We start from the raw sequence: 6783 nt of genomic DNA, 5'->3' as shown, positions 1-6783 counted from the left end.
CCAGCAACCTGCCGCTCATCGACCTGACACAGGTCTGGAGCCCAACCATGTGGCTCGCGGCCATTTGTGTCGGCATAACCCTGCGTGGTGTGTCCATGTTCCTGTCCATGCAGGCGATTAATCTGGTTGGCAGTCAGAACTACGTTGCCACAATCGCCGCCCTGCCGTTCACCTCATTGCTGTTTGAGCTCATCGCTGACAAAGCTGGCTATCTGCCTCAGACCCTACTAGATCCAATCGCCATCCTGGCAGGCGTCATCATGACAGCGGGTTCACTGGGCATTCTCTGGGCACGCCAGCGCAAGTTCAAAACAGCCGCCGCATTCTCATAGCTTTAGAAAACCCGAGTATTTCTGAAAGCAATTGCTTACTCGCCTTCGCTAAGGTTTGGGCGAACAGCGAGTAAGCGAACATGACTGACAACAAGAGCGAACTGCCGGAAGTCACTGAACAACGCATTCTGGAAGCGTGGAGACTGTCAGGCTGGGCTGACCGCTTGCTGGAGGAAGCAGGCATCGGTGTCACCATCATCGATAAAGACGGCAAGCTGCTCTACTACAACAAATGGGCTTCAGAAAATCTGGATCGCCAGCCCCGCCACATCGGGCACAATGTAAAAGAAAACCACCGCCGCGCCATCACCAACCCGCGGTTTGATGCCATGCTGCAGCTGTTCAAAGATGGCCGCAAAGACCCGGTGCGTTATGTGGCCAATCCATACGGAACCACCACCATTCTCGTCACCGTCTCCCCAATCCACGTTGACGGAGAGCTCGTCGGCTTTTCTCAGTTTGTCTTGTTAAAGGAAGAAGTGCAGGACCTGTGCTGCCTGTATGATCAGCATGGCCGCGATCCCTTTGAAAAAGCGATGCTACCAGACAGCTGATCTTTAGCTGGAAACCTTCTCTTTGGCTTCCGTCAACATCTCCTGAATGTCATTAAGCTGCTCAACCAGTTGGCCAATGGTTTCTACCGGCACATCCAGATTGGAAAAAGCGCAGTGCTGTACGTCAATCACGCCATCACTCAAATCACGCCCTTCTTTCGTCAGGCTAACAATAACCTGCCGCTCATCTTCTTTGGAGCGCGCACGAGCAAGAAAGCCCAATTCTTCAAGGCGCTTAAGCAACGGTGTCAGAGTGTTCGACTCAAGGAACAGGCGCTCCCCCAACTCGGAGACGCGCTGATGGTCTTTTTCCAAAAGAGCAAGCAAAGTGATGTACTGCGGATACGTGACCCCAAGCTTCTTCATCACCGGTTTATAAAACCGATTGAAGGCGTGGTTGGCCTTATAGATGGCAAAGCACAAATGCTGATCTAAACCAAAGCCTTGAAATTCTTCAGATTTCTTCTCGGCCATCACCGTATTCCAGTCCTGAGTAACATCCTCTTTCCTCGTTCTACCCATCAATATAAAAGCCGTCAAACTAAATCGCACACGATTAATTCACGTTTTGATTGACAGCATCCCACATTTCTTCTTAACTACATCGCATAGGATTTAATCGTGCACGATACATAACAACAACGAGGAATACCAAATGCCAGTTAACGTTCTTTATGAAACAAGCGCAGTTGCTACCGGTGGCCGGGACGGCACTGCAAAAACAAAGGACGGTGCTCTGGAACTGACACTTGCAACCCCAAAAGAACTGGGTGGCGCAGGTGGTGAAGGCAACAATCCAGAGCAGCTCTTCGCTGCTGGATACGCCGCATGTTTCATCGGAGCTATGAAGTTTGTAGCGTCTCAGCAGTCTGACATCGCTCTGCCTGCAGACGTAAATGTAGAATCGACCGTTGGAATTGGCCCACGCTCCGAAGGTGGTTTCGGTCTGGAAATTGCTCTGGCTGTTACCGTACCGGGCATGGACAAAGCCAAGACAGAAGAACTCATCGCTGCAGCGCATGAGGTCTGCCCATATTCCAACGCAACCCGCAACAACATCGATGTAAAGCTTTCTGTCGCAACCTAAAGCGTATCTCCTAAAAGTGCCTATCGGTTTTCGGAGATAGATACGCAAAAAGCAAAAGCTAAAGCAGATCAAGCGTATCAGCTAAAACGCGAATTGCTTTAGCAGCACAAGACCCATCGAACCATTAAAGAGAAAGGGGCCCATGAGGCCCCTTTCCAATTTCTATTATCTGCTCTGATTAATCAGCTTGTTGAATAGCTGAGAGCTTCCAGCTCTCACCGGCATCACGAACAAACGACCAGATCTCTGTCCGCTCTTCCGGTACATCCGGATTGCCTTCAACCACTTTGTTGTTGGCCCGCTCACGCATCACATCAATGGCCTCATAGCGCATTGCGACAGACGCATAGTCCTTGTCGCCTTCACGCCAGGCTTCACTCAGATCACCCTGAAGCAGCTTGATGCCGCGCACTTCATTGATAAGACCGTTGGACGCAGCCTTGCCCAGTTCCTCAGCAAAGTAGCCCATGATTTCAGGCGTCGCGATTTCGCGGATCTTACCGTAATCTTCAGAGCCGTAAGCAGTCCAGACAGTTGTCAGCAGCGCTTCAAAGGCATCAAAATCATCCGCAGTCAGGCCGATTTCATCATCCGCTTCGGTAGAAAAGACAGGCTTTTCCTCAAACTGAGGCGCCTGACCACCACCAAAACCGGTGTTCGGAATGCCAGAAGACCCTGAACGACGCGGCGCATCCTGCGCACCCGCATCATTAAAGCTGAACGACTGGTTCTGCTGTGGCTCCTGCTGGTATCCATGCGCAGCACCAGCGGCCTGTGGCTGTTGGCGTCCCCGCAAGAAGCGCATCAACAACATAATACCACCGCCGATCAGCAACACCTGCATGATCAGGCCGAAGAACCCGGCCATACCGCCGAACCCGGAACCGAACAGCATGCCTAGCAATCCACCAAGTGCCAGACCACCGAGCATAGAACCGAGGAAACCACCACCAAACAAACCACGGCGCTGGCCTGCAGCTGCCTTGGAGGCTGCCGCGGCATTCTGCTGCTGCGCACCTGTGTTGGTGCCGTTGTTAGGTGTCATGGTCCGCTGAACCGGAGCCGTCTTTGGTGCGGTCTTGGTCGCTTTTGGAGCTGAGTAACTGCGTGAACCGCGGCTACCGAAACTGAACCCACGCTTTGCCTCCGCAAAGTCAGCTGTCACAAAGATCAGACCGATCGAAAACACCAAGAGTGTGAGAAACTTTGGAAACTTATTCAATGCAAGCATGTAACCCCTAAACCTGCCCTTAAACTCATGTTGCCCTCCATATGGGGGCATTCTGTTAAAATTTGAAGACCAAAGTGCATTCCCGAAAAGTGGAAGCTGGTTTTCGGACAAGAATACGCACCAATGAAAATTTCAGAAGCAGCTTAAGTCCCTCAAAATAAAGGCAAACGACTTCAGAGCTTCATTGGATTGCGAAGATGGACTTTTTCAAAGCCAGATGAAGAGATTTCATCACAAAACTGCACCCACTCGCAGTTTTGGCAGGCTGTCTTAAAAACACCCTCAGCATATGCCTTCCGCATTTTGGTGACCAAATGCGAACTCAGCGCAAGCTCATCGCCAACACGCAGCTCAGTCCCAAGCAGACGAGAGATCAACGTCACAGCCACTTTATCACGCTCCACCACACTGCAATTAAAGCAATGCGGCTGCTCTTCATCGTTGATCAGAACCGCACAAATCTCATCCGGCCCCTCAACCAGTAGGGCAGCCTCTCCTGCATTCAGGCGCTTCACCACAGCCTCATAGTTCTTGGAAAACGCAGGAGAATAGCCATGCCCAATAAATGTAAGCACGCATAGCAAGTGATGACCACGCAGCTTGACACTCATGATCACTTCACCTCATCAGCCAGCAGCACTTTCACCTGCTCCAGCAAACTCTCAGCAGATTGCTGATAATCCGCATCAGCCCAGATCTGCTGTGCCAGCCGCATCGCCTTACCCATATCAGGTCCGGCAGGAATACCGCCAGCAAGCATCATCTTACCAGTCAGCGGAAAATTCGGTATCACCCAGTTCTGCGCAAAGGCCAACAGCTCTTTCAGCTCCGCCTCACTTTGCACGATGTCGCTCATCCAGGCAGTCAAAACACCATCAACAATAGCATCTGTACCGTGAGCAACCAACAACGCTTTCAACTGCTGCTTGCTCTGCCCGTGTAAACGCAAAGCCTCAGCAATATCAGCAGCAACCTCAATCTGCTTCTTCTGTGCATTAGAAAGGCGCAGGCACTCAGCAACCTTCGGCCCCGCAACACCACCAAGTCGTAACACTGGCTGGAGAGCTGCCTCAGGCAAATCTTCAAGGTCCAAAAGGCGCGCCAAGCGAGAGCTCGCAGCCTCTCCACCCAAAATGAGCTGCAAGATTCCGCCCTGCTCCATCAGCAGCAAAGAATCGAGAGCACGCGGTGCAGACAGCGTTCTCAGCACTTCCTTGGTGATACGCTCCTTGGAAAGGTGAGAAAGGCCATCTTTCAGCTCAAGACAGGCAGCATACCCATCCGCATTGATCTCCCCTTGCCCGTAAGTCGCGAAGAACCGGAAGAACCGTAGGATGCGCAGATAATCTTCACGAATACGCGCACGCGCATCTCCAATGAACCGCAGATGCCGGTTGAGGCAGTCATCCAGACCGCCCAGCGGATCAAACAGTTCACCATGACGGTCCACATAGAGCGCATTCATTGTGAAATCGCGGCGCTGTGCGTCTTTCGTCCAGTCACGCCCAAACTTAACCGTCGCGTGGCGTCCGTGCGTTTCAATATCCTCACGCAGACAGGTCACTTCAATCGGTTGGCGATCAATAACCAGCGTCACCGTTCCATGGTCAACACCAGTTGGGATGGCTTTGACACCAGCAGCTTCCGCTCTGGCAAGCACCACATCCGGCAAGGCAGTGCAGGCAATATCAACATCATCCACCACTTCACCAAGTAGGGAATTGCGCACAGTTCCACCAACTGCACGCGCAACATCACCGTCTTGTTCCAGAACGTCAAAAGCCCGCTGAACAGCAGCACTGTCCAGCCAGCCGCTCTGTTGTAATCTGGTCATTTTTGAGGAGTCTCGTATCCACCTGGAACGAACTCACCATCCACCACTTGCGCTGGTCTGTATTGTGAGCCTAGAGGCGCGCGGCTTGTTTCTGCAAGCAGCATCAGGCTGGCGATGACAAGAGCTATTCCGCTGATGCTCAACCACAACATCGGGCCATCGCGAAATCGCTTGTCTTTCTTTGCCTTACGTACCACCATCACCCACACTGCGTAGGCGATAAAAGGAACAAAGAACAACAACCCATGTGTCAGGAGCATTCGTATCATCAGGCATAAACCCTATTGTAAAGCACGCGCAGGATGCCAGCGGTGACACCCCATATGTAACGCTGCTCAAACGGCATGGCATAATAGTAGCGCGTTTTGCCTCTGAATTCTCCGCTTTTTTTCTGGTGGTTCTCAGGGTTCATCAGAAAAGACAAAGGCACTTCAAATACTTCATCCACCTCTGCCGGATTGGGAGAGAGGATCAACGGAGGTTTGACCGTCGCAAGAACCGGCACGACCCGATACCCGGAGCCCGTGTAGTAATCGCCAAGATCACCTAAAATCTCTACTAAGTCAGAGTCCAGGCCAACTTCTTCATGCGCCTCTCGCAAGGCTGCACCCACAGGCCCGTCATCATCCTCATCAATTTTGCCACCAGGAAACGCAATCTGCCCTGCATGAGAACGCAGGTGCGCGGTACGCTGGGTTAAAAGAATGGACGCCTCTGTCCCCCGGTCAACAATACCGATCAGAACAGCAGCATCCCGTACCTGCTCCAGATCCTCACCATAATCAGGAATATCCGGATTGAGGATGTGATCTCCTGCAGGCTCATGGGCTTGACCGGCCAACCGGTCCATCACCCGAGATCTGAAATTCTCTGCTGTAAACTCAGACAAGATAATACGCCGTCCTAATGTCTCTTCCTAAAATCCAAGGTTCTGGACCGTATCCACCACAAAGAATGCGCCATGGCTTTCAATGCCAACAACCCGTCCACCCTCGCCTTCACGCTCTTGCAAATGCGGCGCGAGCTCATGAACCAGTGTCCGCGCAAACAATGCTTCCAACCGATCACGCACAAGGATGTAAGGCTTCAGCCCGCCATCTTCTTCCTGCTGTACAAAACGGATAGGATTGTCAGGCCCAGCTTCAACCACGTCACCGCAATTGGTCCGGATGGTGATCACCTGCTCTCCGTCCTGCTGGTGAATGTCCATCTCCACGGCCACAAACGGTGCATCTTCAACGCTCAGGCCAATCTTCTCAACAGGCGTGACAAGATAATACTTCCCGTCGTCTTCCTGTTTTAAAACAGTCGCGAACAGGTGCACCAGAGCCTCACGCTGAATAGGCGTGCCCATGTAATACCAGGATCCGTCCCGCTTGATCTGCATATCCAGATCACCGCAGAACTCCGGGTTCCAAAGATGGATGGGAGGCAGGCTTTTGGACTTTCCCGCACGCGAAATCAAAGCCTGAAGACCTTTCGGCATCTCCTTGATTTCCGGAATGCTCTTTTCTGTTAATTCGCTCACCACGGTCATTCTACCAATACATCGGAACACACCACTATTGGGGTAATATGGTGTCACGCAAGCTCTAACGCTACCCTCCCTCAAAGCCCGCGCCAAGTTATACCTTTGCGATAAGCATCGACGCAGCAAAATAGAGACGTCATTGGTGGTCTCTATTACGTGCGCAATGCTCTCAATTCTCAGGGGCAAACAGAATCTCAGTCCTCAGACTCACTAT

9 protein-coding genes and 1 pseudogene are annotated in these 6783 nt (G+C 52.0%); 3 read left to right on the top strand and 7 right to left on the bottom strand.

Annotated features, from left to right (window positions below):
• Window positions 1-332 (top strand): annotated as a pseudogene (locus PsW74_RS29240) (translation-associated GTPase); the annotation flags it as partial.
• Between the two features lie 80 nt (window positions 333-412).
• Entirely contained in the window at window positions 413-886 is a 474-nt protein-coding gene (locus tag PsW74_RS04690; RefSeq protein ID WP_063290051.1) for a PAS domain-containing protein, read from the top strand.
• A 3-nt stretch (window positions 887-889) separates the two neighbouring features.
• Here PsW74_RS04690 and PsW74_RS04685 read toward each other — a convergent pair whose 3' ends face one another.
• Complete coding sequence (locus PsW74_RS04685; protein WP_208982017.1) at window positions 890-1360, bottom strand: MarR family transcriptional regulator; 471 nt, start codon at window positions 1358-1360, stop codon at window positions 890-892.
• Window positions 1361-1541: 181 nt separating this feature from the next.
• On the opposite strand from PsW74_RS04685, the gene PsW74_RS04680 reads away from it, so the two are divergent.
• Window positions 1542-1973: an organic hydroperoxide resistance protein gene (locus PsW74_RS04680; protein WP_063290053.1), complete on the top strand. Its 432-nt coding sequence runs from the start codon at window positions 1542-1544 to the stop codon at window positions 1971-1973.
• Between the two features lie 178 nt (window positions 1974-2151).
• On the opposite strand, the gene PsW74_RS04675 is transcribed toward PsW74_RS04680, so the two are convergent.
• The 6 genes from PsW74_RS04675 to PsW74_RS04650 all read right to left on the bottom strand — a co-directional run bounded on the left by PsW74_RS04675 (window position 2152) and on the right by PsW74_RS04650 (window position 6524).
• Window positions 2152-3204 (bottom strand): Tim44 domain-containing protein, encoded by a 1053-nt coding sequence (locus PsW74_RS04675; protein WP_063290054.1) that lies wholly within the window; start codon window positions 3202-3204, stop codon window positions 2152-2154.
• A gap of 173 nt (window positions 3205-3377) precedes the next feature.
• Window positions 3378-3815 carry a DUF1284 domain-containing protein gene (locus PsW74_RS04670; RefSeq protein WP_063290055.1) on the bottom strand — a complete coding sequence of 146 codons (438 nt, stop codon included), beginning with the start codon at window positions 3813-3815 and terminating at the stop codon, window positions 3378-3380.
• 2 nt (window positions 3816-3817) lie between these two features.
• Entirely contained in the window at window positions 3818-5038 is a 1221-nt protein-coding gene (locus tag PsW74_RS04665) for a CCA tRNA nucleotidyltransferase (RefSeq protein WP_063290056.1), read from the bottom strand.
• The gene (locus PsW74_RS04660; protein ID WP_208860182.1) at window positions 5035-5307 is read right to left on the bottom strand and encodes a DUF6111 family protein; all 273 of its coding nucleotides are present in this window, start codon (window positions 5305-5307) and stop codon (window positions 5035-5037) included. Before PsW74_RS04660 ends, PsW74_RS04665 begins: the two co-directional genes overlap by 4 nt.
• A complete protein-coding gene (locus PsW74_RS04655; protein WP_082596903.1) occupies window positions 5307-5927 on the bottom strand; it encodes a CoA pyrophosphatase in 621 nt (206 codons plus the stop codon). Before PsW74_RS04655 ends, PsW74_RS04660 begins: the two co-directional genes overlap by 1 nt.
• Before the next feature lie 27 nt (window positions 5928-5954).
• Complete coding sequence (locus PsW74_RS04650) at window positions 5955-6524, bottom strand: DUF1285 domain-containing protein (RefSeq protein ID WP_244271787.1); 570 nt, start codon at window positions 6522-6524, stop codon at window positions 5955-5957.
• Window positions 6525-6783: the final 259 nt, after the last annotated feature.

This window comes from Pseudovibrio sp. W74 (genome assembly GCF_001623085.1).
Taxonomy (GTDB): Bacteria; Pseudomonadota; Alphaproteobacteria; order Rhizobiales; family Stappiaceae; genus Pseudovibrio.
The sequence above is the reverse complement of the archived record's forward strand: the minus strand, read 5'-3'. Positions and strand labels throughout refer to the sequence as shown.

Excerpts from the sequence above, each read along its gene's own strand:
- PsW74_RS04680 (WP_063290053.1), top strand. The coding sequence starts at position 1,542 with ATGCCAGTTAACGTTCTTTATGAAACAAGCGCAGTTGCTACCGGTGGC.
- PsW74_RS04650 (WP_244271787.1), bottom strand. The coding sequence starts at position 6,524 with ATGCCGAAAGGTCTTCAGGCTTTGATTTCGCGTGCGGGAAAGTCCAAA.
- PsW74_RS04670 (WP_063290055.1), bottom strand. The coding sequence starts at position 3,815 with ATGAGTGTCAAGCTGCGTGGTCATCACTTGCTATGCGTGCTTACATTT.
- PsW74_RS04685 (WP_208982017.1), bottom strand. The coding sequence starts at position 1,360 with ATGGCCGAGAAGAAATCTGAAGAATTTCAAGGCTTTGGTTTAGATCAG.
- PsW74_RS04660 (WP_208860182.1), bottom strand. The coding sequence starts at position 5,307 with ATGATACGAATGCTCCTGACACATGGGTTGTTGTTCTTTGTTCCTTTT.
- PsW74_RS04690 (WP_063290051.1), top strand. The coding sequence starts at position 413 with ATGACTGACAACAAGAGCGAACTGCCGGAAGTCACTGAACAACGCATT.
- PsW74_RS04675 (WP_063290054.1), bottom strand. The coding sequence starts at position 3,204 with ATGCTTGCATTGAATAAGTTTCCAAAGTTTCTCACACTCTTGGTGTTT.
- PsW74_RS04665 (WP_063290056.1), bottom strand. The coding sequence starts at position 5,038 with ATGACCAGATTACAACAGAGCGGCTGGCTGGACAGTGCTGCTGTTCAG.